This window comes from Sphingomonas sp. Leaf37 (genome assembly GCF_920939475.1).
GTDB lineage: Bacteria > Pseudomonadota > Alphaproteobacteria > Sphingomonadales > Sphingomonadaceae > Sphingomonas.
Window position 1 is genome coordinate 28,104 of record NZ_CAKLAX010000002.1, and the last position, 23,344, is coordinate 51,447.

The window sequence follows — 23,344 nt, forward strand, 5'->3', positions numbered from 1 at the left end:
GCGATGCGCCGAAGTGAGTGGAGGGAGGCGGTCCCAAGCCCGGCATCCGTGTTCGCCGACCATGTTCCCCGGCCTTCGCCGGGGACCGAAAGGAAGGCTGGCGGTGCAGCCTTCCCGCTATCGCGCGGTCGACATGGAATACGGCCGTGCCGCGGCGGCGCTGCCCCATTCACGGTTGGGGGTCGCCGCCATCGTGAAGCGGAGTTCGCCGCCCGCCCGAATCTCTGCGTCGCGAACGAAGCTGCGCGTCAGCGGCCTGCCGTTGAGTGTCACCGCGGCGACGTATAGGTTGGTGTCGGACAGGCCATCCGCGACCACGGCGAAGCGTTTGCCCGCCGGCAGCTTCAACACCGCACGATCCACGAACGGACGGCCGATGACATATTCGTTCGAGCCCGGCGCGACCGGGTAGAAACCGAGTGCGGTGAACACCAGCCAGGCCGACATCTGGCCGAGGTCGTCGTTGCCCGACAGGCCATCAGGCGTCGGCTTGTATTGCGAGGCGACGATCTGGCCGAGCCGCTCCTGCGTCCGCCACGGCGCGCCGGCGTAGCCGTACAGATAGGCGACGTGATGGCTCGGTTCGTTGCCGTGGATGTACTGGCCGATCAGTCCGGCGATATCCTCGGCATGGCTGTAGTCGAGCTTCGAGGTGTCGTAGTCGAACATCGCGTCAAGCCTGGCGATCGTCTTGGCGTCGCCGCCGAGCAGGCGGATCAGCCCGGCCTGATCCTGCGGCATGAACCAGCTGTATTGCCACGCATTGCCTTCGGTATAATCCGAGCCGTAGTTGATCGCGGTCGGATCGAAGGGGGTGCGGAAGGCACCGTTCGCCAGCCGTGCGCGCAGCCAGCCGCTCTTGATATCGAAGCTGTTGCGCCAGTTGCCGGCACGTCGATCGAACCGGTCCGCGACCTCGGTACGGCCCATCGCGCGCGCCATCCGGGCGATCGTCCAGTCGTCATAGGCATATTCGACCGTCTTCGACGCCGCTTCGGGTTCCTGGTCGATCGGGACGTAGCCGCGCTGCATATAGGCGCCGAGGCCGCCATAGGGGGCGTAGGTCGCGCTGGCGATCATGGCGTCGAGCGCGGCATCGGCATCGAAACCGCGGATGCCCTTCAGATAGGCGTCGGCGATCACCGGCGCAGCGTGATAGCCGATCATCGTCCATGTCTCGCGCCCGGCGAACTGCCAGACGGGCAGGATGCCGTCGGGGCTGTGGCGGCGACTTTCGATCAGCGAGCGCACGATGTCGGTGGTGGTCCGTTCCGGCTGGACCAGCGTCAGCAGCGGATGTTCGGCGCGGAACGTATCCCAGAGCGAAAAGGTGGAGCGGAAGGTGAAGCCGTCGGCCCGGTGGACCTGATCGTCCGGCCCACGGTAGCGCCCGTCCGCGTCGCTCCACACGCCGGGCGCGAGCAGCGTATGATAGAGCGCCGTGTAGACGCTGGTGCGCATCGGCGCGGCGGCATCGATCTGCACCGCGCCCAGCGCATCGCTCCACGCGGCGGCGGTGCGGGTGCGGACGGCGTCGAAGCCGCCGGTTTCCGCATCGAGATTGGCGATCGCGCCGTTCTCGTCGACCCCAGACAGCGCCACCTTCACCTCCAGCGGGGCAGCGAGACGGCCGAAGTCGATCTGTGCTTCCAGCGCGCGACCCAGCTTTTCCGCGACGGCGGTGCTGCCGCGCCCCGGTCCCTGAAAGCCCTTGTAGGTCACCGCCGCGTCGCGATCGACGAAGCTGTGCGCGGTGGCCGGCGTGGAAAAGCGCATCGCGAAATACAGCTTGCGGCCCGGCGCCCACCCGCGCGTCTCGCGGAATCCGGTCAGCGTGCCGTCGGGTCGCCAGTGCAGGCCGGACCACAGGATCTTGCCGGGGTAATCGTAGAGCGATGACCGCAGGTCGAGGACGAGGTGTGCCGCCTGTCCGGCAGGGAAGGTGTAGCGGTGGACGCCGACGCGGGTGCCCGCCGTCATTTCCGCGCGAATGCCGCCGTCGCGCAACGTCACCGCATAATAGCCGGGGTGCGCGATCTCGTCGCGGTGGTCGAACCGCGATCGATAGCCGGAACCCGGCCGCTTCGGATCGCCGGGGTCGAGCCGCACCGTATCGCCCGCCTGCGGCATCACCAGCAGGTCGCCGAGATCCGAATGGCCGGCACCTGAAAAATGGGTGTGGCTGAACCCCTGGATTGTCGGGTCATCGTAGCGATAGCCGGCGGCATGACCGTAGCAGGCGCGGATCTCGCACGTCGTATCGGTGTCCGGCGATAGCTGGACCATGCCGAACGGCGCGGTCGCGCCGGGAAAGGTATGGCCCTCTCCACCGGTGCCGATCATCGGATCGACCGCATCGATCGGGGCGGGAACGCTCTGCCCTACGGCGGCGGTCGATAGCGACAAGGCGATCAGGATTAAGGTGCGCATCCCGTGAGTTAAGCAGGTGCGGGGGCTATCTGTCCAACATCATCCGGCCGGCGGCGCGACATAGGGTTCGGTCGACACGGCGTAGATCGCCGGCGCACCTTCCATGTTGGTGCGATAGACGATCCATTTCCCGTCCGGCGTGAAATGTTCGTTGGGTTCCAGCGTATAATCGTGCGTCGCGAGGCTGGCGAGGCGGGTCGTTTCCAGCACGCCGGGCGAGATCAGCCCGGGCTGCGGCGTCGCAGTCGCGCGCGGTTTGAACAGGCTGATCCATTTGCCCGCGTTGCTGCCGTCGCCGGCGAACACGCTGCGATCCGGCGACAGGGTGAAGTGATAGGAGCCCTGATCGTCGGCCAGCGCATAGCGCGACCGCGCGCCGGAGGTGACGTCGTAGCTCGCCAGCCAGCCGGCGCCCTTCGCCGGGGTACGCAGGTCGTACCAGATCGTCTTGCCGTCGCTGCTCCAGAATTCGTGGCCGGCGATCTCGCCCGCGATCGTACGGGTATGCACCCGGGTCAGGCCCTTGCCGTCGGCGCGGATCGTCCAGATGCGGTCGACCTTGCTCCACGGCCCTTCGTGGCAGAACATCAGCAGTTTGGGATCGGTCGGCGAGAACTGGACGTGGTTGAGCCAGTCCGTCGCGCGATGGATCGTCCGCCGGCGACCATCGGCGATCGCGATGCTGTACATCTCCATCGGCACCCGCGCCGCCAGCCGCGCCTCCATCCACTGCGCCTTGGCCGCACCGAACGACAGCGGCTTGCCGTCGGGGCCGGTGCCGGCATAGCCCGGCGCGCCCGTCTTCGGATCGCGGCGGCCCTGCGCGGCGATCGCCGGCGGCGGCGGTTGCAATTCGCGTTCGCCGGCCAGCAGCGTCTCGTCGGCGTTGATCGCCTCGATCCGTCCGCCCGGCACGTCGGCGACCTTGCGCGTCGCACCGCTATCGAGGTCCACCCGCCATACCTGGAACGGTCCGCCGTCGTCGACCGCGACGTCGCGCACGGTGTAATATGCGCTGCGGCTGCGCGGGCCGGCGAACAGCAGCCGGTCGACCTTCGCGCGCAGCACCAGTCGCGTCGCCCACGTTTTCAGATCGACGACGCGGATCCCCTCCGGCGTCAGGTAGATCATCAGGTCGCCCTGCGGCGTGAACGGATTGTAGTTGAAATAGAGGGCGTAATTGCCCGGCGTCGAATCGATGCGGACGATCTGGCGCCCGGTCGTCGGGTCGACCCACGATGCCGGAGCGGAAAGCGTGGCGGCGGCGAGGGACAAGATGGTCAGCATCGGCTCTCGATCGGTCGTTCAGAAGGATGTCGGCTCCGCCCGTCCGGTGATCATCCGGACAGGCGGAGGGCAGGGGTGCGTCAGAAGCGCGCGGTCGCGCCGAGCGTGAACGTGCGACCGATGCGCGTCTCGAACAACGTGTCCTGACGCTTGCTGTCGATATACAGCGAGTTGCGTTCGTCGGTGAGGTTCTGCACCTCGGCGATCAGCTTGAACTGGTCGGTGATGTTGAACGAGGCAGAGGCATCCACGAACGTGTTCGGGCGATTGCCTTGCAGGTCGCTGCCCGGCGAGGCCGGGATGCCGCGGATGTAGCGGTCGCGATAGCTCGCCGTGCCGCGGATGCTGAAGCGCTTGTCCTCGTAGTACAGCGTGCCGCTGGCGGAGTTCTTCGACAGGCCGACGAGGTCGGCGGTGCTGGTCACCGTCGCCACCCCGTTCACGGAGGCGAGGACATAGGTGATTTTCGACGTCACGCGATTGTAGTTGGCGAGGACGCCGAAGTTGCTGAGGAAGCCGGGCAGGAAGTCGAGTTGCACCTGCGCATTGACCTCGAACCCCTTCAGCTTGCCGCCGGGCGTGTTGAGCGGGCGGCTGACGTTGAAGATTTCGGTCGGCGCCGTGTTGGTGTTCGCCAGCAGCGCGTCCGGCAGGCCCAGTTCGTTGAACGGGATCTGGCTCGACACGCGCTGAACGTAGGTGCCGATGTCCTTGTAATAGCCAGCGATCGACAACAGCGAGCCGGGCTTGAAATACCATTCGAGGCCCAGATCGGCGGTGTTCGCGCGGATGGGATCGAGCAGCGGATTGTTCAGCGTGCCGGTGCGAGTGGTGGCGGTGACGCCGCTGTTGGGTGCCAGCGAGGGCAGGTCGGGACGCGACATCACCTTTGCGCCCGATACGCGAAGCAGCAGTTCGGGCTGCAGCTCGAACACCACGTTGGCGGACGGCAGCCAGTCGTTGTAACTGCGATCGACCACCGCACGCTGGCCGCGCAGGCCGGTGGGCGTGGTCGCATCGGCGACCGGGATGAAGCCGACCGAATGCTGGTTGGTGCGGACATAGCGGATACCGAAGTCACCGCGCACGGGCAGGGGCAGAGCCGACCCCGTGTCGAACTGGCCCATGGCATAGGCGCTCGTCACCTGTTCGCGGATCTGCGACACGCCCGCACCGCATTCGGCACCGCAATAGCGCACGCCATCGAAGTTGAACGTCTTTTCCCACGCCTCGCTGTCGATCGCGACCCAGCTGGCGGGCGCGCCGGTGCCGAACAGCTTGTCGACGCCGCTGATCTGGCGCGTGATGCTCGACAGGCTGGTGCCTGCGGGCAACGCGGTGACGACCGTCTGCGCCAGAAAGGGCAGCGTCCCCTTCGACTGGAAGTCGGATTCGCGATACTGGCCGCCGGCGCGAACCTTGAAGCCCGGCGTCGCCTTCCATTCGAAATTGGCTTCGTAGGTCTGGTTGACGGTCGTCTGCTTCAGGGGACGGCCCTGGAAGCTGAATCCGCCGAGTACGGTGCCGTCGGACAGCGCGGGCGCGTAGGCGAAGTTGGCGGGATTGGCGACATCGAAGCCGAAGCCGAGCGTCGGCGTGCTGCCACCGTCACGATAGTCGATCGTGAAATTGTCGGTGTCGATCGCATCGATGAAGGTCTGGAGCCGCTTCTTGCCGTCGAGGATCGACTTGTTGACGCCGGCCATCATCGTCACGCGGAACGTGTCGGTGAAGTCGTGCTCCAGGTTCCAGTTCACCTGGCCGAAGCTGGAGACGTAGCGGTCGACCAGCCCCTCCGACCGGACGTCGACGCCGTCGAACAGGCCGTAGGTCAGGCTGCCGAGCGGATCGAAGCTGATGTCGCGCACCGACGTCATCGGCTGGCCGTTGTTGGTGACGCTGCGGCCGAACGAGATGGCGGCGATGTAATTGTCGCGGCGGGTGACGTCGAGGCGCGAGTAGAGCGTGTCGATCCACATGTTGGTGGCGTCGTCCGGCGCCCATTGCAGCGTGACCGATCCGCCGATCCGCTCCTGCTTCTGTTCGGAATTCACATAGCGCGGCAGGCGCGGCAGGAAGGCGCCGCTGCCCTGAACGTTGGGCAGGTCGGGCCGGCGCAGGCCGATGACGGTGTTATAGGCGGCCGCGGTGCTGGTGCGCGGGTTGCCGGTGCTGCACAGCGACGCGGTCGCGCCCTTGGTGCCGAGCGGCGGGCTGACCGGCGTGAAGCCGACCGGGGTACAGAAGGGCGCGTTGACGCCTGCGGTGGTCAGGCCGTTGGTGTTGGCGGACAGGATGTCGACCGCGGAATAGCCGACCTCGCGGGTCTCGCGCTTCTGGTACGACCCGGAGGCGAGGATGCCGAACTTGCCGTCGCCGAACTGTTTGGAGATCAGCAGCGAGGCGCGCGGGTTCACCTTCTTCGCCAGTTCGCCGTAGGTGCCGCGCAGCGTCGCCGCGACGACGAGATCCTGCTTGTAGTCGAGCGGGCGGGGCGCGCGCAGGTCGACGGTCGCGCCGAGCGAGCCTTCCTCGAGGTCTGCGGACGGCGTCTTGCGCACGGTCAGTGCCGAAAAGATCTCGGACGGGAAGACGTTGAAGTCGAAGCTGCGGCCGGCGTTCTGTGCGCCGTAGATGTCGGACGAGCCGGTCTGTGCCGATCCCTCCATCCCGTTGATGCGGACGCGGGTGAAGGCGGCGCCGAGGCCGCGGACCGAGATGTTGCGCCCTTCGCCGCCGTCGCCGCGTGCCAGCGACACGCCGGGCACGCGCTGCATCGATTCCGCCAGATTGGAATCGGGGAATTTGCCGACGTCTTCGGCGACGATGCTGTCGATCGCCGCGGTTTCGCTGCGCTTCTGGTTGAGCGCGCTGTTGAGCGATGCGCGGAACCCGGTGACGACGATGTCGTCGCCTTCGGTCTGGACCGCCGGCGTCTGGTCGGCCGCGGTGGTCGCGGCGGGCGTTGCGGTCGCGGTGGAATCGGCGGACGGCGTCTGGCTCTGCTGCTGTTCGGGCGCGGTTGCGGTCTGCGCGACGGCGGGCGTCGCCGTCAGGCCGATCGTCAACGCGATGAACGATGTAGTGCCGCAGATACGTCCCAGACGATTGACGTGCATAGCCTTACCTCTCCTGTGCTGCCGATCGGATCAGGTCCGACTTCTTGGCGTGTTCGCAAGCGACGCTAGGCACCGGACGGGCAGGGTCAAGCCATCATTTGCCGCGGTCTACCACGATATGGGATGCGCACGGTATCCAGATCGTTTCGCACATGGTTTGTCGGCGAGTGTGACCATCGCGCAACATCCCATGCGAAACGTCCATTTCAGGCCTAGCGCCGGCTCGTCCTGACGAGTGTCGCCGTCGTCAGGCCTTCCGCCCGGGCGGTCAGCGTCAGCGCGCCGGCACCACGACCGCGCAGGAACGCGACGGCCTTGCCACCCACCACCTGTCGCGTGGTGGCGGAGAAGGGGGTGTGATCGGTGATGCTGCCGTTGTCGAAGGCCGCCAGCGTGCCCGCGCCGGTCACCGCCAGCGACACCGCATCGGTCGCGGTCGGCACGATCACGCCGCGCGCGTCGACCACCTCGATGCGTACCGCCGCGACGTCGTCGAAGCCCGACCCGACGTCGCCGCGTTCCGCGACCAGCCGCAGCGCGGTCGCCGGCCCGGCGGTGCGCAGCACGTCTTCGGCGACCTTGCGCCCGCCGCGATAGCCGATCGCGCGAAGTTCCCCGGACGCGAACGGCACCGACCAGGTGATGGCGGAATCGTCTGCGTTGCGCGGCTTGCGGCCCAGCGATCGGCCGTTGAGCAACAGGTCGACCGTATCGACGTTCGCATAGACCTCGACCGTCTCGGCATGCGGCTGGCGATCGGTCGGCGACCAGTCGGCGAGCGCGCCCGGCCCCCTGGGCTGCGGCACGGCGATTCCGACCATCGTCGGCATCTCGCTGACGTCGATCACCTCGGTCACCCGCCGCGCGAGCTTGACCATCGGCGTCTCCGCCCACCAGCTGGCGCGTTCCCAGCCGATCGGCTTGACGCCATCGACCCGGTCGACGAGGCCCGATGGATTGCTGATCGCGGGCCAGCCGATCCGGTCCGCCTCGCCGAGGTAGTCGACGCCGGTCCACAGAAACATGCCCGCATAGGCAGGGTCGTCGCGCACCACGAGCCAGCTGCCGCGGTTCTTGCTGTTCTCGGTTCCGACGATCGCGCGCGACGGCTTGTCCGCATGTGCCTTCGCCAGTTCGGTCTCGCGGTAGTTCTGGCCGACCACGTCGAGCAGGTCGGCGGTGCCGTTCTGGTAATCACGCGTCGTGTTGGGGCGGAACAGCGCCATCGTCACCGGCCGCGTCGGATCTTCGGCATGGAAGATCGTCTTCAGCCGGGTGATGATCGATTGCGCGACCAGCGGATAGGGCGTGTCGTGGATCTCGTTGCCGATCGACCAGATCACCACGCTGGGATGATTGCGATCGCGCCGGACGAAATCACGCGCGTCGATCGACGACCAGTCGGTGAAGAACAGGTGATAATCCTGCGGGTTCTTCGCGACCGTCCACATATCGAACGCCTCGTCCATGACGACCAGTCCCAGGCGGTCGCACAGGTCGAGGAATTCCGGCGAGAAGGGATGGTGCGCGGTACGGATCGCATTGACGCCGAGCGCCTGCAATCCGCGCAGCCGACGTTCGTAGACCGCGAGCGGCACCGCCATGCCGAACGGCCCGCCATCGGCATGGATCGCGACCCCCTTCAGCTTGATATTGCGTCCGTTGAGCCAGAAGCCGCTGGCCGGCACGAAACGGGCATCGCGGACGCCGAACGGCACGCGCTCCTCGTACAGGATCGTCCCGTCGGCGGCGCGGACGCGGACCAGCGCGCTGTGCATCGCCGGGTCGCGGATGTCCCATCGCCGGGGATCGGCGATCGATCCGGTCAGCGACAACGCGATCGTACGACCGGCAGGCAGCGTGACCGTCGATCCGGAAACCAGCGGGAGTTCGCGCCCGTCCGGCGTGCTGACGATCGCCTCGAGCCGGGCCTGCACCGGTGCGGCGGACTGGTTGATGACGTCGCTGACGATGGTGAAGCCTGCGTTGCGTGCGTCGGGTGTCGTCACGCGAACCTGCGTGCCCCATGCTTCGGCATGGACGTCGCCGGTGACGATCAGGCGAACGTGGCGATAGATACCGCCGCCGGCATACCAGCGCGAGGCAGGCTGCGCGCTGGTGTCGGCACGGACGGCGATCACGTTGGCGCCGCCGGCCGCGGCGAGGTGGGGCGTGATCTCGTAGCGGAAGCTGGCATAGCCGTTGGGACGATGGCCGACATGATGGCCGTTGATCCATACTCCGGACCGTTCCATCACGCCGTCGAATTCGACGAACACACGCTTGCCGGCTGCCCCGGACGGCGACGTGAAATGCTTGCGATACCAGGCGACGCCGGTCGGCAGAAAGGCGCCCGAACCGGTCGCGGCCGCATGCTCGTCGAACGGGCCGGCGATCGCCCAGTCGTGGGGCAGGTCGACGGCCTGCCAGCGGCTATCGACGAACGCCGGCTGCTCCGCGCCGTTCACGTCGCCCCGGTTGAAGCGCCAGTCGTGATCGAACCCCTGCGTTCCGATGGGTTGCGCGACGGCCGATACCGACGCCAGGCCCAGCAGCACGCATGCCGCCGCCATGATCTTCGCCCAGTGCATTCCGCTCTCCCGATCTTTTCGGGCAGTCTGCGTTAGCCACGGCAATTCCGCAATGCGTTAGTTCGTCTCAATTAATGGATCTGAAAAGCCGCGAGGCTCTCCCGTACGCGCGCGAGCGCGACCTGCTCGACGTCGCTCTGACCCATCGCCGCCCAAGATCCGGTGATCGCGAAGCTGCAATGGCCATGGACGATCGCGACGAGGGAGCGGGCAAAGGTGCCGAGCGTTTCGTCCAGCGGCCGGTCGAGCGCGGTCGCCACCTCTGCCGCGACGATCCGCATCGGCCGCCCGCGGACCTCCTCCTGTTCCGGGGTCAGCGTCTCGCAGGCCGGACGGTGATCGTAGATCGCGGCCCAGCGTCGCGGGTTTTCGCGGGCGAAACGGAAATACCCCTCGGTCAACGCGGCGATCCGGTCGGTGTCCGCTTCGGCAAGGCTGTGTTCGAGCGCATCCGCCCAGTCCGCGAAGGCCTGCGTGTTGATCGCCGTAACCAGCCCGTCGACGTTACCGAAAACGTTGTGGATCGTGCCGATCGTGTACCCGACCCGCTTCGCCACTTCGCGCGCGGAGAAGCCGGCGAAGCCGACCTCCGCCATCAGCGCGATGCCGGCGTCGAGGATCAGGGCACGCAATTCGGTGCGGCTGTGGTCGGAACGTCTGCCCATGGCGTCTGGCTATGTCTCCAGGCGGGTTTCGGCAAGTCGCAACCGTGCCGCCGGGCATCACCGGACGTATAGCGGCATGCGACCGGTCAGCGGCGTGATCGCGTAATCGCTGCCGCCGCGGGGCGAGGGCCACATCGCGATCTGGAACCGCTGCTTCGCGCCGCAGGCGTTCACCGTCCATTGTTCGAAATGGCCGCCGCGGCGATCCGCTGCGATGGTCGGACGCGCCGGGGCGAGGCCGCGCGGCATGATCCGCATGTCGGCGGAGAACAGAAACGAACAGCCGCCCGTGGCCTTCGAATAGCGTGCGATCTCGCGAAGCACGTCCATCGTCAGCTGCGGGCTGGCGAGGGTGCGCCCAGTCGTCGTCAGTTCGTAGGCGGCGGCCGGCTGGCTGGAGAGCACCGCGCCGGCAAGGATCGCGCCGGTGATGAGGGTCTTGAGCGTCATGATCTGTCTCCTCGTATCGATCTCGGGTGGAGATCGCCCGCGGCATCATTCCTGCCGCACCCGTTAAATATGCAATGCTCAATTAATGCAAAATGAACGGCGTTCATTTTATTTGCCGTGCGGTCGATACGGGAAGGGAACGATCGTCAGGCCCGTGCGTCGTCCGGCTAAACGGGAGAGATGCCATGGCATTTTGCCACCAATGCGGGGCTTCGCTGAACGAGGGTGCACGGTTTTGCGGGCAGTGCGGCGCTGCCGTGCAGGCCGAAACGAAGAGCGTGGAGCGACCGATTTTGTCGGGCGATACGCCCGGCGTACCACCCTATCGCCCAGCTCCGGCAAGCGGATCGGGCAGGGCGGGCATGGGGGCGGTGCTGCCGGTGCTGATCCTGATCGCGATCCTCGCCATCGGTTACCTGGTGTTCGCCCAGAGCAGGACGAAACAGGGCGTCACCGATACCGAGGTTGCGGCAACCGGCGACGATCGACCCGACGCGATCGGGTCGGCCGGATCGGGCGGTGCCCGTTATGAAGAGCGGGCGGTCGATCGTGCGTCCGATGCTGCGGCGATCGCATCCGAAGGTGTCCGCTCGTCGGGGTCCGCCGTGCCGGCGTCGGCACTCGACGCGGCGTTCTTCCGCGATCCCGATGGCGCGGCGATCCGCTATGCCGGTCCGATCCGCGTATCGGGCACGATCGCATCGATGGTGCAGCCGGGTTCGACGCCCGCGCTGTCGATGGAGGGCCGGACGCGCTTCAACTACATGGTCGTCAACTTCCCCGCGGGGTATCGCCAGCAACTCGCACCGCTGGCGAAGGGGCAGTATATCACCATCGCCTGCGACGACGTGCGTGGCCTGGGTGGCACCACGATCCTGTCGGGATGCCTGTTGACCTGACGCGGGGCGACTTGACGCGGGGCGATTGCGTTGCCGCGTTGCGGCTGGCACCCTGCCCGAGACTGGGCTGACGACGGGAGAGCGCGATGGACAGGGTTCGGCGGTTCGGATGGTTCTATTTCGCCGGGTTCATGGCGGTCGTCGCGATCGGCTATGTTCCCGGCTTCCATGACGCGGACGGCAATCTGTTCGGCCTGTTCAAGCTCGATCTGTACGACGACAGCCTCCATTTCTTTTCCGGCGTATGGGCCGGCGTCGCCGCCTGGTGGTCGTATGGCGCTTCGCGGACGTACTTTCGTCTATTCGGGCCACTGTATTTCGCCGACGGGGTGATGGGATTGTTTCTGGGGAGCGGCTATCTGGATGGCGGCATCTTCCTGTACGGACCGATCCGGCAGTCGCTTTACGCCCATGTCTTCGCGAACCTGCCGCATCTGCTGATCGGCGGATTGGCGATCTGGGTGGGCTATCGGCTTGCCGCACGCCCGCCGGGCCGCGATCCCGTGCCGGCGTGAAGCGGCGCTGGCGTATCGCCGCGGCGGTCGGCGGCGTGGCGGCGGTGCTGGTGTTGACGCCGCTGGCCTATATCGAACTGGGGTGTCGATCGCCGCTCGCGCCGGATGTGCTGCCGAAACCGTTTACCGGCGGTTCCCCGCTGTCAGCCGCCGAGCGGCGGCCCGGACCGCGCACGTTCCTGACCTATCCCGAATGGCATATCGTCTATGAGGCGGATGCGTTCGGCCGGTATCTCGCTAGCGGAGCGCCGCCGAGCGGCTTTGCCTATGGTCGGTGGATCGGCAGCTTCTGGACGTCCTATTGCGCGGTCAATCGCGCGACCCGGGGCAGCGAGGCCGCCGGCGATGCGAAGGTCACGATCTATACGATCGGCATCAGCTATACCGTCGAACTGGCGGTCAAGGCGGCCTATGAACGCACGATCGGCCGCGTCTTCGAATGGGCGAGCGGGTGGCGGAGCGCCGACGATCGTCACGCGGCGCAGGTGCAGGTCCGCTATGGCGCCTTCCTGCACGAAACGCCGTGGTATCGCTTTCCGTTCGGCGATGCCCTGCGCGGGCTCTGGCGGACGCGCGAGCCGGATCGGACCGCGCGGCATTGGGAAAGGCGGGCTGCGCTGACCGCCGAATATGCGGTCAAGGCGGGCTATGCGAAGGCCATCGATGCCGCCACGGGGGCGACGGTCGGACGCGACGATACGACGTTGCGGTTCGTGACCACGGCGCATGCGGCGACGATCCGGGCGATCGATCCGCGTCTGAAGCCGGTACGTGCTCTCGCTGGCGGCGGACTGGTGGTGGAGGCGCCGCGTTACCAGCAATTCAACGCGCTGCTTGGCAAGCTGGCGGTGGCGAATGTGCCGCTGGTCGAGATTGCGGGCAACCGGACGATATTCGCGACGCTGCTGCTGCCCGCCGGCGCGGCGCATGCTCCTGCTATATTCGCGATGCCCGCGGATCGCGACGGCTGGCAACGGATCGGCGTCGCCGTTGCGGTGCCGGAGGTGCCCGCGTTGCTGCGCGATACGCGGCGGACCGGCGGCGTCGTCGAGCATGTCTACGATTATTGAGCGGACCCTCCGGGCTATAGCGCTGGTCGCGCTCGTACTGGGGCTGTGGACCGCGATCCTGGTGGCGATGCCGTTCGTCGGGCCGGCGGGGCGTCAGGTCGCGGTGATCGGCGACGGCGCGTCTGCGGTACGGGCGATCGCTGCGGCCGGAGGTGTGGTGGTGGAGGTGCGCCGCGGCGCGACGCTTGCACGCGCCGGGCGACGTCCGGGCTTCGTGCGCGCGCTTTATGCCGCCGGAGCACCGCTGGTGATCGAGGGTCGCATCGCCGCTGGTTGCTTTGCGAAATAGGGGGCGTAGCGGGCGTACCAGGTGTTGCTGAAGGTGCCGGTCGGGTCCCACTGACGCTTGGCGGCGAAGAACTCGCCGATGTCGGGATAGGATCGCGCCAGCTGTTCGGGCGAATAATGCAGCTGGTACGGCAGGAAGAAGCGCCCGCCATGCGCCAGCGTCAGGTCGATGAGGTCGCCGGTCAGCTTGCGCATCCGCGCATTGCCGACGTCGGTGGTCGGCTGGTTGAGGTAGAGGACGACGGAAAAGGCGGGGGCGGGGGCGTAGGACAGGGCGTTGTCCTCGACGCCGACCGCGCGGATCGACGCGTTGACCAGATTGGCCTTCTCGTCCTGAAAGATCGTCCGCATGCCGTCGATGAACGGTACGATATTGGCACGCGGCACGAAATATTCGTGCAGGATGTCGGTTTCGCCGGGGAGGTTGTTGAACAGGTAGGCGACGGAATCGTGCATCGGATCGTTACGCGCGACGAGGCAGGCCTCGCCCGATCCCTGCGCCTGTGCCCGCGTCACGGTGCAGGATTCGAGGCGGTGTTCGAGGTTCTTCTCGCTCCACCATTTCCACGATTTGAACAGGTCGTTCTTCTTGGCGAGATTGACGGTCAGGCGCCGCACCTTGGTCGATGCGACCTCCGCCAGCGGCGTGCGGAGCAGCGCCTGATCTTCGGGGAAGCGGCGGTATTGGTAGACCAGTGCCTCCTGCAACAGGCTGCCCGGCGCGGTCGACAGATGGACGTAGCTGAGGCCGACGGACGGATCGGCGGCGATGCGGGCGAACGTCGCCGGGAACTCGCGATAGTCGATCAACGCGCGTTCCGAGCGGTAGATGTCGTTCGGCACGACATCCAGCGTCGCGGACAGGATCACGCCGAACAGGCCGTAGCCGCCGACGACGTGGCGGAACAGGACGCTGTTCTCGTCGCGCGAGGCGGTGACGATCCGCCCGTCGGCCAGCATCAGGCGGATGCTGCGCAATGATCCCATCACGGCGCCGGCCTGGTGATCCATTCCGTGTGCGTTGACCGAGATCGATCCGCCAACCGAGAAGATGTCGGTCGATTGCATCGCCTTCACCGCGAACCGGGGATGCACCGCCAGCTGGATGTCGTGCCACGTCGCTCCGGCGCCGACGGTGACCGTCCGCGCCGCCTCGTCCAGCCGGATCGCACGCATGCCGCGCATGTCGAGGACCACGCCGCCCTTGCGGAACGCCTGCCCGCCCATCGAATGCTTCACGCCGGCGGCGGACACCGACAGGTCGTGTGCGCGGGCGTAAGCGAGCGCGGTCGCGACATCGGCGTCCGTCCGGGGACGGACGACACCCGCCACGGCCGTCCGGCTGAGGCAGCTCGCGTCGTTGACGGTGCCGCCGCGTTGCGACCAGCGTGGTTCGGCCACGGTCGCCGGCGCGGCGCGTTGTCCGGGCAGGCTGGGCAGGACGTCCGCACAATCCTTTGCCCCCTGGGGGTCGGCGGCCAGCGGGAGCGCGTACAGTGTCGCGCCACCGGCGGCCAGCGCGATCGCCGATACGCCCGCCAATCCATATCTGCCGCGTCGTGTCATGTCGCCCGCTCCGCTGCCTTCGGAACGCGGGTATAGTCTATCGACGGGGCGTCCGTCGATGCGGCCCGGTGGACGTCAGAAGATCGGGTCTTCCGTCGGCAGGGGAGAGACGTGGATGCCGCATTCGACCTTGTCCCAACCACGCCAGCGCCCGGCACGGGGATCTTCGCCGGGCTTCACCTTGCTGGTGCAGGGTGCGCAGCCGATCGACAGATACCCCTGCGCCTCCAGCGGGTGGCGGGGCAGGTCGTGTTCCTCGAAATAGCCGTCGAGCTGCGCCTTGTTCCAGTCCGCCAGCGGATTGATCTTCAGCCGCCCCTCGTCCTCCTCGAATCGCGGCAGCGCGGTGCGGGTGCCGGCCTGAAAGCCCTTGCGACCCGAAATCCATGCATCGAACGGTGCGAGCGCCCGGCGCATCGGTTCGACCTTGCGAATCTCGCAGCAACCGTCGGGATCGTAGGACCAGCGCATACCGGTCGCATCCTTCAGCGCCAGCATACGCGGATCGGGACGAAAAACGCGCAGATCGGTCAGGCCCAGTCGCTCCGACAGTTCATCGCGATAGGCGAGGGTTTCGCCGAACATCTTCTGGGTGTTGGTGAAGACGACCGGCACGTCCTTGTCGATCTGCGCCACCATGTGCAGCAGCACCGCCGATTCGGCGCCATAGGACGATACCGAGGCGATCCGGCCGGCGAGCTCGCCGGTCAGCAGCTCGCGCAGCATGTCCTGCGCCGCAACCCCGGCGAAGCGGATCTGCATCGCCGCGGCATCACGGGTGGTGAAGGGCGGGGCGACGTCGATGGTGTCGAGCTGGCGGGCGGGCTCACCCATGGCGTAGTTTCCATACCGGCACGGCCGGATCGGCGGCGGCTTGATAGCGATAGTCGTAACGGTCGAGGCTGCGTTGCAGTGCGTCGCCGTCGATCGGCGCTTGCGGCGAGAAGCTGTCGAACCCGCAACGGCGCATCAGCGGCAATTGATCGACCAGCACGTCGCCCGCCGCACGCAGTTCGCCGGTATAGCCCGCCTCGCGCAGCACGCGCGCGGCGCTGTACCCGCGACCGTCGCGGAAAGTGGGAAAGCTGACCTCTACCAATGCCAGCTGGCCGAGTTGCGGCAGCAGCGCACGCGCATCCTCCCCCGCCTCGAGCCGGACGGCGGTGGCGTTGCTCTGGCCCAGAAAGGCGTCGAGCGTCACGGCAGGCTCGTCATGCGGTTCGTCGTCGCGGAAGCGAAGCAGGGCATCAACCATAGATCGCCTCCTTGAACGGTTCGAAGCCGACGCGGCGATAGGTGTCGAGAAAGCGTTCGCCATCCTCGCGCACCGCGACGTATTTCTTGGTCACGCGCTCGATCGCGTCGACGACACCGTCTTCGGAAAAACCGGGCCCGGTGATCTTGGCGAGGCTGACGTCTTCCGCGCCCGAACCGCCAAGCGACAGCTGGTAGTTTTCGGTGCCTTTCTTGTCGACGCCGAGGATGCCGATGTGGCCAGCGTGATGATGGCCGCAGGCGTTGATGCAGCCGCTGATCTTGAGCTTCAATTCGCCCAAATCGCGCTGGCGGTCGCGGTCGGCGAACCGTGCGGCGATCTTCTGCGCCAGCGGGATCGAGCGGGCGTTGGCGAGGCTGCAATAATCGAGGCCGGGGCAGGCGATGATATCGGTGATGAGGTCGAGGTTCGCTTCGGCCAGCCCGGCTTCGGTCAGCGCATTCCAGACCGCTTTCAGATCGCGGATCGCGACATGCGGCAGGACGATGTTCTGGGCATGGGTGACCCGCAGTTCGTCGAACGAAAAGCGCTGGCCGAGATCGGCGAGCAGATCGATCTGGTCCGCCGATGCGTCGCCGGGAATACCGCCCGCCGGCTTCAGACTGACGTTGACGATGGCATAGCCCGGCTGTTTGTGCGCGACGACGTTCTGGTCGAGCCAGACGGCGAAGTCGGGATCGCTGCGGTCGATAGCGGTGGGTGCATCCGCGTCGAATGCCGGCGGCGCGAACATCGCGGTGATCCGCGCCAGTTCCGCGCGAGGCGGATCGAGGCCGAGCAGCTTCACCGCCGCGAACTCCTCCTCGACCTGGCGGCGGTATTCGTCCGGGCCGATCTCGTGCAGCAGGATTTTGATCCGCGCCTTGTAGATGTTGTCGCGGCGACCGTACCGATTGTAGACCCGCAGACACGCCTCGAGATAGCTCATCAGGTCGTCGGCGGTGACGAAGTCGCGGATCAGGTGGCTGATCATCGGCGTCCGGCCCATGCCGCCGCCGACGTAGATCCTGCCACCCAGTTCGCCGTCGCGTGTCACCAGCTGGATGCCGATATCGTGCAGCCGCATCGCTGCGCGATCCTCGTCCGCGGCGATCACCGCGATCTTGAACTTGCGTGGCAGATAGCTGAATTCGGGGTGGAAGGTGCTCCACTGGCGCAGCAGCTCGGCCCAGGGGCGGGGATCGGCGACCTCGTCCGCGGCGGCGCCCGCATATTGATCGGCGCTGATGTTGCGGATGCAATTGCCGCTGGTCTGGATCGCATGCATTTCGACGGTCGCCAGCTTGGCGAGAATGTCGGGCGTGTCGGCGAGCTTGATCCAGTTGAACTGGAGATTCTGACGCGTCGTGAAATGGCCGTAGCCACGGTCGTAATCGCGCGCGATGCTGCCGAGCATCCGCATCTGACGGCTGTCGAGCGTGCCATAGGGGATGGCGACGCGCAGCATGTAGGCGTGCAGCTGAAGGTACAGGCCGTTCATCAGCCGCAGCGGCTTGAACTGATCCTCGGTCAGCTGCCCCGACAGGCGGCGTTCGACCTGATCGCGGAATTCATCGACGCGGGCGTCGACGATGGCTTGGTCGTATTGATCGTATTTATACATGATCGGCTTTCCGGCCTTCGTGTTTGGCGAAGGCGATGTGGTTCACGCAAAGGCGCAAAGGCGCGAAGGAGAATATGGCAGCGGTGTTCGCGCAGAGGCGCGGAGGACGCAGAGAGGAAGGGGGCCGCGCGCTTCGTTCATCCCAATCCGTCATCCCGGCGAACGCCGGGACCCATGGACGCAAGCGGCTGCTGGTCCGCGCTACGACGAGCCAATTGAAACCATGGGTCCCGGCATTCGCCGGGATGACGGACGAAAGGGTCTTCTTTTCTCCGCGCCTTGGCGTCTTCGCGTGGATCATATGACCCAGCTTCCCGCATCGGGGTCCGCCGGCTTCAGCGTCAGATCGGGCCGCACGGTCGGACCGAGCGCGCGGATACGATCCTTGATGTGCGCGGGCCGTGGGCCATCCGCCGTCGCCACCGCATCGATCAGATACGGCACGTTGACGCGGCGCGCGCCTTCTTCCGCCTGGAGGATGCTTTCGCCTTCGGTGCCGACGTCGACGGCATCCTCGACATGGCGCGACCAGCCGGAACCGGTCCACCAGACGACGTCACCGGTCGGCAGGTCGTTGCCCGTCAGCAGCCTCATGCCGCAGTCTCCTCCGCGATCCGCGCCCAGCGCGCGAGCTTGTCCTGCGCATCGGACAGTTCGACGACCTCGCCGACGACGATGATCGCCGGGCTCTGCACCGCCTCCCGCGTCACCATCGGGCCGAGATCCGCGAGCAGCGTGCGCAGCGCCCGCGATCCTGCCAGCGTACCGCGTTCCAGCACCGCGACCGGCATGTCGGGCGCGACGCCGTCCGCCATCAGCTTATCGGCGATGTCGCTCGCCGTGGCGACGCCCATGTAGATCACCAATGTCCGACCCTGTCCGGCGAGGCCGGACCAGTCCTGTTCGCTCAACCCCTTGCACTGGCCGGCGACGAAGCTCACCGCACTCGAATGATCGCGATGCGTCAGCGGCAGCATCGCCTCCGCCGCGCAGCCCAGTGCAGCCGACACGCCGGGAATGACCTCGACCGGCAGACCGGCGGCGCGCACCGCCTCGACCTCCTCACCGCCGCGGCCGAAGATGAACGGATCGCCGCCCTTCAGCCGGACGACGATCGCGCCGGTCTTCACATGCGCGACGATCAGCGCGTTGATCGCCTCCTGCGGCAGTGTGTGCCGGGCGCGCTGCTTGGCCACCGAGATGCGCTGTGCCGAGGGCGGCGCGATATCGAGCACGCGGGGATCGATCAGTCCGTCGTGGACGACGACGTCGGCGCTCTTCAGCGCGGCGACGGCGCGGACGGTCAGCAGGCCCGGATCGCCGGGACCTGCACCCACCAGAATGACGCGCCCGCGGGCGTTCGGATCGAGAAGCGTGGCCATGCTCCGGAGATGGCCCCCATACCCGCATCGAACAAGCCAGCGTTGCTTTGGCGCGGCTTAGGCGAGCTTTTGCCGCAGTTACCCTCTGGTCACGTTTCGGCGGTAGGTCCGATCCGGGCAAGGGAATGACGTGACGCGAACCGGTATCCGAGACAGGCATGACGTGCATCCCGTGCAGCTGTACGACGGGGTGCCGGCGTCGCTCGATCTGGTGTCGGACGCCGCGGCGGCGGACCGGCGGTTCCTGCGGGCAGGATGGTTCGCGGGATTTGCCGGCGCGCGGCTGAGCACCGCGTTGCTGCGCGATCGATCCGGCGTCCCCATCGCAGCCTTGCCGTTCGTACCGGTCGGTCCGGCGGTGATCGGCGCGCGCGCGGTGCCCGGATGCTATTGGCCGTTCCGCGGGATGGCGGTGGCGGACGACGCCGGTCCGGTCGCGCTGTCCGACTTATTCGCCAGCCGGGGACTGACGCGCGCCTTGCCATCGGTGTTGCGGATCGGCCCCGCCTATGACGACGCCACCATGGCGGTGGTGGAAACCGGCGCGTTGCGTGCCGGCTGGTCGGTGATGAAGCGCAGCGTCGGCCGCGCCTTCATCCTCGACCTCTGCGCGGGCGATCCGAAGGGGTCGAAACGCACGGCGGCCTATGAGCGCAAGCTGGCATCGCAGGGTGCCGTCGCGGTCGCGACGATACGCGGCCCGGACTGGACGCCGGCGGTGCTGGAAGCGCTCGGCCGGATCGAGTCGGCGAGCTGGATCGCGCGGCGGACGGACGGCAGCGGAGCCAAGTTCATCGATGCGGCACGACGCGACCGCTGGCTGCGCGTGCTGGCCGATCCGGTGCTGGCGGAGGCGCTGAGCGCGACCATCCTGTCGGTGGATGGCGTCGCGGTGGCGTTCAGCTTCGACCTGGCCGCAGGATCGCGGCAATATGCGATCGCCAGCAGCTATGACGAGGCGTTCGCCGCCTGGCGCGTCGGGCGGATCGTGACCGCGCACCAGTTGCGCCGGGCGCGGGCCGAGGGGATCGACACGGTCGACCTCGGTGCCGGCGACAGCGGCTACAAGCAGGATCTGGGCGCGGTGGCGGGTCCGGTGCTGGTCGATTGCCTGCTGGTGCGTCGTCGTTCGCTGGCGACGTTGCTGCGGCGCTGGTGGGAAGGTGCGGAGGCATCGGCCGGACTGGCGGCGATCCGCAGCTGGGTGGCGCAACCGGGTGAACCGCGACGACGGCCGGGCCCGCAGCCGTCATCGGGATGGGAGCAACTGGTGGCAGCGGCAGCGCTCGCCGCCGCCGCGATGGCGCTGGCCGAATAGCCCGACCGGCAAGCGCGGCGATCAGGCGTCGCGCAGGCCGATGCCGATATTCGCCCGTGCCGCCTCGGCTTCGTTGCTGACCACCGGATAGGCGCAATAATCGGCGGCGTAATAGGCGCTGGGGCGATGGTTGCCGCTCCAGCCGACACCGCCGAACGGTGCGGAAGACGACGCGCCGTTGGTCGGCCGGTTCCAGTTGACGATGCCGGCGCGGATACCGGACCAGAAGCGATCGTAAAGCGCCGGCGTCTGGCTGACGAGTGCGGCGGACAGGCCGTAGCGGGTGTCGTTGGCGGTGGCGATCGCCGCGTCGAAATCCCGTTCGCGATACACCTGCAGGATCGGGCCGAACAGCTCGATGTCCGGTCGCTCGGTGGCGTTGGTCATGTCGATGATCGCGGGGACGAGGAACGGCCGGTCGTCCTGCACCCGTTCGAGGTGGCGGATCGGGCGGCCGCCGCGCATCAACAGCGCGAGGAAGCTTTCGGTCAGCTGGTCGGCGACCTGATTGTCGATCACCGGGCCCATGAACGGTTGCGGATCGTCATGGGGAGCGCCGACGATCAGGCGGCCGACCATCGTGTTGATCGTCTCGACCAGCGGATCGTACAGCCGGTCCTCGACGATCAGGCGGCGGGCGGCGGTGCAGCGCTGCCCGGCGGTGGTGAAGGCGGACTGGATGACCAGCACCGCGGCCGAATGCAGGTCGGGCGTGTCCCAGACGATGATCGGGTTGTTGCCACCCATCTCCAGCGCCAGGATCTTTTCGGGCTTGCCGGCGAAGGCGCGGTTGAGCGCGAGACCGGTGCGTGCCGATCCGGTGAACAGCAGGCCGTCGATCTCCGGGTGTTCGGCGAGCGCCTTGCCCTCTGCCGGGCCGCCGATCAGCAGGCGGATGTTCGCATCGGGAACGCCGGCCGCGCGATAGCAGTCGACCAGGAACGCACCGGTCGCGGGCGTCTTTTCCGATGGCTTGAACACCACTGCATTGCCGGCGAGCAGGGCGGGGACGATGTGGCCGTTGGGCAGATGCGCCGGGAAGTTATACGGCCCGAGCACCGCCAGCACGCCATGCGGCTTGTGGCGCAGCGCCATGCGGCTGCCCATCGGCGCATCGAGCCGACGCTGGGCGGTGCGTTCGGCATAGGCGGTGACCGAGATATCGACCTTGGCGATGACCGTATCGACCTCGGTCCGGGCTTCCCACAGCGGCTTGCCGGTTTCGCGAGCGAGCAGATCGGCGAATTGTTCGTGGCGCTGGCGGACGACGTTGCCGAAGCGGCGCATGGTTTCGATACGGACGGTCAGCGGCAGTGCGGCCCAGGCCGACCAGCCGGCACGCGCGGCCGATACCTCGGCATCGGCATCGCCGATCGCCCCTTGCCACAGTTCCGCGCCGGTCGCGGGTTCGTACGAGATGATCACGTCAGCCATGCGTGCCCTTTGAGCTCTGCGCGCGAGGGTTAGGGGAATGGTGTCTTGGCGGCAAGACGGGGGAACGAAGGCACATCCTACGAGAGAGCATCCCCCATCTGCCGGATCGCCGCGACCTTGGCGTGTAGCCGCGACCAGTCGTCCGCCTCGGCGATCGGCGCCCAGATCGCCTCGACCTCGTCGATCAGCATGCTGCATGGTTCGCCCCGCCAATAGGGATGGCTGCGGTCCTTGCGGGGGGAGTAGCGGGCGACGGCGGTGCGGAAGGCATCCCATTCCGCGCCATATCCGGCCGGAAGGTCGCCGCCGAACACATCGAAGAAGAACCGGTCCATCGGCGTTGCAGTCGTACGCAACGCGCGTTCCATCGCCTGCACCAGCGCCCGGTCCTCTTCCGGGGTCCGCGAAAGCAGGCCCAGCCGCCAAAGCAGCGATTCGGTGATCCGCGGCTGATAGCGCGGCCCGAATTGTTCGAGCAGCGCGATCAGCGGGTCGCTGTCGGCGATCAGGCGCAGCGACGCCGCCAGTTGCATCACGTCCCAATGGATCGCTTCGGGCTGGCGGCCGAACGCGTAGAGGCCGGCGTGATCGAAATAGGCGGCGGTAAAGGCGGGGTCCCAGGTCGGGGCGAAACGCCACGGGCCATAATCGAAGCTTTCGCCGGTAACGTTGATATTGTCGCTGTTGAGGACGCCGTGGACGAACCCCGCGGCCATGTATCGCGATGCCAGCGTCGCGGTGCGTGTGACGACATGGTCCAGCAGCCGGATCGGGTCGTCCGATGCCTCGCCGTACAGGTGATGGAGGACATAGCGGACGGCAGCACGCATCCCCTCTTCGTCCTGAATATAGGCGAGCCGCTGGAACGTGCCGATGCGGATATGGCCATGGCTGAGCCTGACCAGCACCGCCGACCGGGTGGGCGACGGCTCGTCGCCGCGGGTCAATTCCTCGCCCGTCTCGATCAGTGACAGCGTCCGGCTGGTGGGAACGTTCAGCGCCTCCAGCATCTCGGTCGCGAGGATTTCGCGCACCCCGCCCTTCAGCGTCAGCCTGCCGTCGCCGAAGCGGCTATAGGGGGTCTGCCCCGATCCCTTCGTGCCGAGATCCATCAACCGGCCACGATCGTCGCGCATCTGGGCGAAGGTAAAGCCACGGCCATCGCCGATGTCGGGATTGTACTGGCGGAACTGGTGACCGTGATAGCGTAGCGCCAGCGGCTGCGGCAGCGTGCCGGGGAGGGGCACGAAGCGGCCGAAGGCTTGCGTCCATTCCGTATCGTCCAGCGTGTCGAGACCGACCTGTGCGGCCGCTGTTTCGTTGCGGAAGCGCAGTGTCGTTTCAGGAAAATCGGCAGCATGCACCGGGTCCCAGAGCGTGGGGCCGAGGTCGAGCAGCGCGGCTTCGGGGCGGTATGCTTGCGGGTGAGTAGGCATGTGTGGATATGGAGG

General features: G+C 67.1%; 19 protein-coding genes and 1 pseudogene. 6 read left to right on the forward strand and 14 right to left on the reverse strand.

What is annotated here, in order from left to right:
• Positions 1 to 117 precede the first annotated feature (117 nt).
• The 6 genes from LRA87_RS05365 to LRA87_RS05390 form a co-directional block, all read right to left on the reverse strand.
• On the reverse strand, positions 118 to 2,430 hold the full coding sequence (locus LRA87_RS05365) for a GH92 family glycosyl hydrolase (RefSeq protein ID WP_230629857.1): 2,313 nt from the start codon (positions 2,428 to 2,430) through the stop codon (positions 118 to 120).
• A 39-nt stretch (positions 2,431 to 2,469) separates the two neighbouring features.
• Positions 2,470 to 3,717 carry an oligogalacturonate lyase family protein gene (locus LRA87_RS05370; RefSeq protein ID WP_230629859.1) on the reverse strand — a complete coding sequence of 416 codons (1,248 nt, stop codon included), beginning with the start codon at positions 3,715 to 3,717 and terminating at the stop codon, positions 2,470 to 2,472.
• Between the two features lie 80 nt (positions 3,718 to 3,797).
• Positions 3,798 to 6,836, reverse strand: coding sequence for a TonB-dependent receptor (locus tag LRA87_RS05375; RefSeq protein ID WP_230629861.1), 3,039 nt, complete (start codon positions 6,834 to 6,836; stop codon positions 3,798 to 3,800).
• 212 nt (positions 6,837 to 7,048) lie between these two features.
• Positions 7,049 to 9,427, reverse strand: coding sequence for a glycoside hydrolase family 2 TIM barrel-domain containing protein (locus LRA87_RS05380; protein WP_230629863.1), 2,379 nt, complete (start codon positions 9,425 to 9,427; stop codon positions 7,049 to 7,051).
• Between the two features lie 71 nt (positions 9,428 to 9,498).
• Positions 9,499 to 10,092 carry a TetR/AcrR family transcriptional regulator gene (locus tag LRA87_RS05385; protein ID WP_230629865.1) on the reverse strand — a complete coding sequence of 198 codons (594 nt, stop codon included), beginning with the start codon at positions 10,090 to 10,092 and terminating at the stop codon, positions 9,499 to 9,501.
• Between the two features lie 57 nt (positions 10,093 to 10,149).
• Entirely contained in the window at positions 10,150 to 10,542 is a 393-nt protein-coding gene (locus tag LRA87_RS05390; RefSeq protein WP_230629867.1) for a hypothetical protein, read from the reverse strand.
• Positions 10,543 to 10,727: 185 nt separating this feature from the next.
• On the opposite strand from LRA87_RS05390, the pseudogene LRA87_RS18490 reads away from it, so the two are divergent.
• The 5 genes and pseudogenes from LRA87_RS18490 to LRA87_RS05410 all read left to right on the forward strand — a co-directional run.
• Positions 10,728 to 10,793: pseudogene (locus tag LRA87_RS18490) on the forward strand (zinc-ribbon domain-containing protein); the annotation flags it as partial.
• A gap of 27 nt (positions 10,794 to 10,820) precedes the next feature.
• Positions 10,821 to 11,441 (forward strand): hypothetical protein, encoded by a 621-nt coding sequence (locus tag LRA87_RS05395; protein ID WP_230629869.1) that lies wholly within the window; start codon positions 10,821 to 10,823, stop codon positions 11,439 to 11,441.
• 86 nt (positions 11,442 to 11,527) lie between these two features.
• Positions 11,528 to 11,956, forward strand: a complete 429-nt coding sequence (locus LRA87_RS05400; RefSeq protein ID WP_230629871.1) for a DUF4383 domain-containing protein — start codon at positions 11,528 to 11,530, stop codon at positions 11,954 to 11,956.
• On the forward strand, positions 11,953 to 13,026 hold the full coding sequence (locus LRA87_RS05405; RefSeq protein ID WP_230629873.1) for a hypothetical protein: 1,074 nt from the start codon (positions 11,953 to 11,955) through the stop codon (positions 13,024 to 13,026). Before LRA87_RS05400 ends, LRA87_RS05405 begins: the two co-directional genes overlap by 4 nt.
• A complete protein-coding gene (locus LRA87_RS05410; protein WP_230629875.1) occupies positions 13,010 to 13,315 on the forward strand; it encodes a hypothetical protein in 306 nt (101 codons plus the stop codon). Before LRA87_RS05405 ends, LRA87_RS05410 begins: the two co-directional genes overlap by 17 nt.
• Here LRA87_RS05410 and LRA87_RS05415 read toward each other — a convergent pair.
• From LRA87_RS05415 to cobA, 6 genes are all read right to left on the reverse strand, one after another.
• On the reverse strand, positions 13,252 to 14,880 hold the full coding sequence (locus tag LRA87_RS05415) for an FAD-binding oxidoreductase (RefSeq protein ID WP_230629877.1): 1,629 nt from the start codon (positions 14,878 to 14,880) through the stop codon (positions 13,252 to 13,254). The genes LRA87_RS05410 and LRA87_RS05415 overlap by 64 nt on opposite strands.
• 75 nt (positions 14,881 to 14,955) lie before the next feature.
• Positions 14,956 to 15,714, reverse strand: a complete 759-nt coding sequence (locus LRA87_RS05420; RefSeq protein ID WP_230629879.1) for a phosphoadenylyl-sulfate reductase — start codon at positions 15,712 to 15,714, stop codon at positions 14,956 to 14,958.
• Entirely contained in the window at positions 15,707 to 16,135 is a 429-nt protein-coding gene (locus tag LRA87_RS05425; RefSeq protein ID WP_230629881.1) for a DUF934 domain-containing protein, read from the reverse strand. The genes LRA87_RS05420 and LRA87_RS05425 overlap by 8 nt, the downstream gene beginning before the upstream one ends.
• Positions 16,128 to 17,759, reverse strand: coding sequence for a nitrite/sulfite reductase (locus tag LRA87_RS05430; protein WP_230629882.1), 1,632 nt, complete (start codon positions 17,757 to 17,759; stop codon positions 16,128 to 16,130). Before LRA87_RS05430 ends, LRA87_RS05425 begins: the two co-directional genes overlap by 8 nt.
• A gap of 297 nt (positions 17,760 to 18,056) precedes the next feature.
• On the reverse strand, positions 18,057 to 18,353 hold the full coding sequence (locus LRA87_RS05435; protein WP_230629884.1) for a DUF2849 domain-containing protein: 297 nt from the start codon (positions 18,351 to 18,353) through the stop codon (positions 18,057 to 18,059).
• The gene (gene cobA, locus LRA87_RS05440; RefSeq protein WP_230629886.1) at positions 18,350 to 19,141 is read right to left on the reverse strand and encodes a uroporphyrinogen-III C-methyltransferase; all 792 of its coding nucleotides are present in this window, start codon (positions 19,139 to 19,141) and stop codon (positions 18,350 to 18,352) included. Before cobA ends, LRA87_RS05435 begins: the two co-directional genes overlap by 4 nt.
• A gap of 163 nt (positions 19,142 to 19,304) precedes the next feature.
• Here cobA and LRA87_RS05445 point away from each other — a divergent pair, with 163 nt between their 5' ends.
• Entirely contained in the window at positions 19,305 to 20,459 is a 1,155-nt protein-coding gene (locus LRA87_RS05445) for a GNAT family N-acetyltransferase (protein WP_230629888.1), read from the forward strand.
• A gap of 21 nt (positions 20,460 to 20,480) precedes the next feature.
• On the opposite strand, the gene astD is transcribed toward LRA87_RS05445, so the two are convergent.
• A complete protein-coding gene (gene astD, locus LRA87_RS05450) occupies positions 20,481 to 21,893 on the reverse strand; it encodes a succinylglutamate-semialdehyde dehydrogenase (RefSeq protein WP_230629890.1) in 1,413 nt (470 codons plus the stop codon).
• A 77-nt stretch (positions 21,894 to 21,970) separates the two neighbouring features.
• Positions 21,971 to 23,329, reverse strand: coding sequence for a protein adenylyltransferase SelO family protein (locus tag LRA87_RS05455; RefSeq protein ID WP_230629892.1), 1,359 nt, complete (start codon positions 23,327 to 23,329; stop codon positions 21,971 to 21,973).
• Positions 23,330 to 23,344 lie beyond the last annotated feature (15 nt).

Bases quoted from the DNA above. Each gene is read 5' to 3' on its own strand.
- LRA87_RS05365 (WP_230629857.1), bottom strand. From the start codon at position 2,430: ATGCGCACCTTAATCCTGATCGCCTTGTCGCTATCGACCGCCGCCGTA.
- LRA87_RS05370 (WP_230629859.1), bottom strand. From the start codon at position 3,717: ATGCTGACCATCTTGTCCCTCGCCGCCGCCACGCTTTCCGCTCCGGCA.
- LRA87_RS05375 (WP_230629861.1), bottom strand. From the start codon at position 6,836: ATGCACGTCAATCGTCTGGGACGTATCTGCGGCACTACATCGTTCATC.
- LRA87_RS05380 (WP_230629863.1), bottom strand. From the start codon at position 9,427: ATGCACTGGGCGAAGATCATGGCGGCGGCATGCGTGCTGCTGGGCCTG.
- LRA87_RS05385 (WP_230629865.1), bottom strand. From the start codon at position 10,092: ATGGGCAGACGTTCCGACCACAGCCGCACCGAATTGCGTGCCCTGATC.
- LRA87_RS05390 (WP_230629867.1), bottom strand. From the start codon at position 10,542: ATGACGCTCAAGACCCTCATCACCGGCGCGATCCTTGCCGGCGCGGTG.
- LRA87_RS05400 (WP_230629871.1), top strand. From the start codon at position 11,528: ATGGACAGGGTTCGGCGGTTCGGATGGTTCTATTTCGCCGGGTTCATG.
- LRA87_RS05410 (WP_230629875.1), top strand. From the start codon at position 13,010: ATGTCTACGATTATTGAGCGGACCCTCCGGGCTATAGCGCTGGTCGCG.
- LRA87_RS05415 (WP_230629877.1), bottom strand. From the start codon at position 14,880: ATGACACGACGCGGCAGATATGGATTGGCGGGCGTATCGGCGATCGCG.
- LRA87_RS05420 (WP_230629879.1), bottom strand. From the start codon at position 15,714: ATGGGTGAGCCCGCCCGCCAGCTCGACACCATCGACGTCGCCCCGCCC.
- LRA87_RS05425 (WP_230629881.1), bottom strand. From the start codon at position 16,135: ATGGTTGATGCCCTGCTTCGCTTCCGCGACGACGAACCGCATGACGAG.
- LRA87_RS05430 (WP_230629882.1), bottom strand. From the start codon at position 17,759: ATGTATAAATACGATCAATACGACCAAGCCATCGTCGACGCCCGCGTC.
- LRA87_RS05435 (WP_230629884.1), bottom strand. From the start codon at position 18,353: ATGAGGCTGCTGACGGGCAACGACCTGCCGACCGGTGACGTCGTCTGG.
- cobA (WP_230629886.1), bottom strand. From the start codon at position 19,141: ATGGCCACGCTTCTCGATCCGAACGCCCGCGGGCGCGTCATTCTGGTG.
- astD (WP_230629890.1), bottom strand. From the start codon at position 21,893: ATGGCTGACGTGATCATCTCGTACGAACCCGCGACCGGCGCGGAACTG.
- LRA87_RS05455 (WP_230629892.1), bottom strand. From the start codon at position 23,329: ATGCCTACTCACCCGCAAGCATACCGCCCCGAAGCCGCGCTGCTCGAC.